This window comes from Enterobacter sp. CM29 (assembly GCF_013179605.1).
In the GTDB taxonomy this organism is placed as follows: domain Bacteria; phylum Pseudomonadota; class Gammaproteobacteria; order Enterobacterales; family Enterobacteriaceae; genus Enterobacter; species Enterobacter intestinihominis.
Genome location: NZ_JABMCU010000309.1, coordinates 1 through 2,541, shown reverse-complemented (window position 1 = coordinate 2,541; position 2,541 = coordinate 1). Strand labels below are relative to the sequence as shown.

At 56.1% G+C, this 2,541-nt stretch carries 2 protein-coding genes; both read left to right on the top strand.

Translation table 11 applies throughout. The features are described 5' to 3' along the window. Positions 1-1,888, top strand: a 1,888-nt coding sequence (gene clpA, locus HP459_RS22345; RefSeq protein WP_171936866.1) for an ATP-dependent Clp protease ATP-binding subunit ClpA, incomplete at its 5' end; no start/stop codon positions are given. Positions 1,889-2,141: 253 nt separating this feature from the next. Continuing rightward, positions 2,142-2,541 (top strand): hypothetical protein (locus HP459_RS22340; RefSeq protein WP_171936865.1); only part of this gene is annotated, 400 nt, incomplete at its 3' end.

Below are 2,541 nucleotides of genomic sequence, written 5' to 3'. Positions count from 1 at the left end.
GCTCGACGTGGTCAACTTCATCTCTCACGGAACGCGAAAAGACGAGCCTAACCAGGCATCGGATCCCAGCGGACAGATCAACAGCAATGAAGAGCAAGCAGGCGGGGAGGATCGTATGGAAAACTTCACCACCAACCTTAACCAGCTTGCTCGCGTTGGCGGTATCGACCCGCTGATTGGCCGCGACAAAGAGCTGGAGCGTGCCATCCAGGTGCTGTGCCGTCGCCGTAAGAACAACCCGCTGCTGGTGGGGGAATCTGGCGTGGGTAAAACCGCGATTGCCGAAGGTCTGGCCTGGCGCATTGTGCAGGGCGACGTGCCGGAAGTGATTGCCGACTGCACCATCTACTCGCTGGATATTGGCTCGCTGCTGGCGGGCACCAAATACCGCGGTGATTTTGAAAAACGTTTCAAAGCGCTGTTAAAACAGCTGGAGCAGGACACCAACAGCATCCTGTTTATCGATGAGATCCACACCATCATCGGCGCAGGCGCGGCTTCCGGTGGTCAGGTAGATGCCGCCAACCTGATCAAACCGCTGCTCTCCAGCGGCAAGATCCGCGTGATGGGCTCTACGACGTACCAGGAGTTCAGCAACATCTTTGAGAAGGATCGTGCGCTGGCGCGTCGTTTCCAGAAAATCGACGTTACCGAGCCGTCGGTTGACGAAACGGTGCAGATCATCAACGGTCTGAAAACCAAGTACGAAGCGCACCACGACGTGCGTTACACCGCGAAAGCGGTGCGTGCGGCGGTGGAGCTGGCGGTGAAATACATTAACGATCGTCATCTGCCGGATAAAGCGATCGACGTGATTGATGAAGCGGGTGCGCGTGCGCGCCTGATGCCAGCGAGCAAGCGTAAGAAAACCGTGAACGTAGCGGATATCGAGTCCGTGGTGGCCCGTATCGCACGTATCCCTGAGAAGAGCGTCTCTCAGAGCGACCGTGATACGCTGCGCACCCTCGGCAATCGCCTGAAAATGCTGGTCTTTGGTCAGGATAAAGCCATTGAGGCCTTAACCGAAGCGATCAAGATGGCCCGTGCTGGCCTGGGGCATGACCACAAGCCTGTCGGTTCCTTCCTGTTCGCCGGCCCGACCGGTGTGGGTAAAACCGAGGTAACGGTGCAGCTCTCCAAAGCGCTGGGCATTGAGCTGTTGCGCTTTGATATGTCCGAGTATATGGAGCGTCACACCGTCAGCCGTTTGATTGGTGCGCCTCCGGGCTACGTGGGCTTTGACCAGGGCGGCCTGCTCACCGACGCGGTGATCAAGCATCCGCACGCGGTACTGCTTCTTGATGAAATTGAGAAAGCGCACCCGGACGTGTTCAACATCCTGTTGCAGGTGATGGACAACGGGACGCTGACCGATAACAACGGGCGCAAGGCCGATTTCCGCAACGTGGTGCTGGTGATGACCACCAACGCCGGGGTGCGTGAAACCGAGCGCAAATCCATCGGCCTGATCCATCAGGATAACAGCACCGATGCGATGGAGGAGATCAAGAAGATCTTCACGCCGGAGTTCCGTAACCGTCTGGACAACATTATCTGGTTCGATCACCTGTCTACCGAGGTGATCCATCAGGTGGTGGATAAGTTCATCGTCGAGCTGCAGGTTCAGCTGGATCAGAAAGGCGTGTCGCTGGAAGTGAGCCAGGAGGCCCGCAACTGGCTGGCTGAGAAAGGCTACGACCGTGCGATGGGTGCCCGTCCGATGGCGCGCGTGATTCAGGACAACCTGAAGAAACCGCTGGCGAACGAGCTGCTGTTTGGCTCGCTGGTTGACGGCGGCCAGGTGACCGTGGCGCTGGATCAGGCGAAGAACGAACTGACGTACGATTTCCAGAGTGCGGCGAAGCACAAGCCGGAAGCGGCTCACTGAGTTAAAAGGTAAAAGCAAAACGGCAACTTCGGTTGCCGTTTTTTTTGTTTGCTCCCTCTCCCAGTGGGAGAGGGCTGGGGTGAGGGCATCAGGCCGCAGAGGAATTTTGCGAGGCGCTTTCCAGTTTCTTTCGAAGTCAGTTGCTGGATAAATCTACAGTAATAAAATGGCGTCGCACCTGCAAAATCGGGTGCCGGGATTGGCGTCCTGAAAGTGTGTGCACAGACAATCTTGCGTGCATAAAGGATTACATATGACTAATATTAATAGCTTCGCCCAGCTCTACACCGAACTCTCCCTCAACCCCGATCTCCCAACCCTGGCCGAGCGCTGCAAGCTGCTCACCGAAATCCTTCTCGACTGCAAATCTCTCCCACAAACGCAGCCCGTTTGCCGCTGTCTCGGAGCTTATCTGGAAGAGGTAAAATCCGGCCTCACAGAATCCATGCGTGATTTTCAGGTGGTGGAATTTGAGGACGAAGCGGAACAGCCGCGACAAAAAGAGTGGTTGCTGGAAGATACAGAAACGAAATGTGACTACTGCCGGGCGTTAAACCACGTGCTGCTGGTTTCGCATTTTGACCGCGATATGTTGCCGCACCTGACGGGACTGTTGCATGACATTACCCACGCGATAGCTGAAGATTTAATCG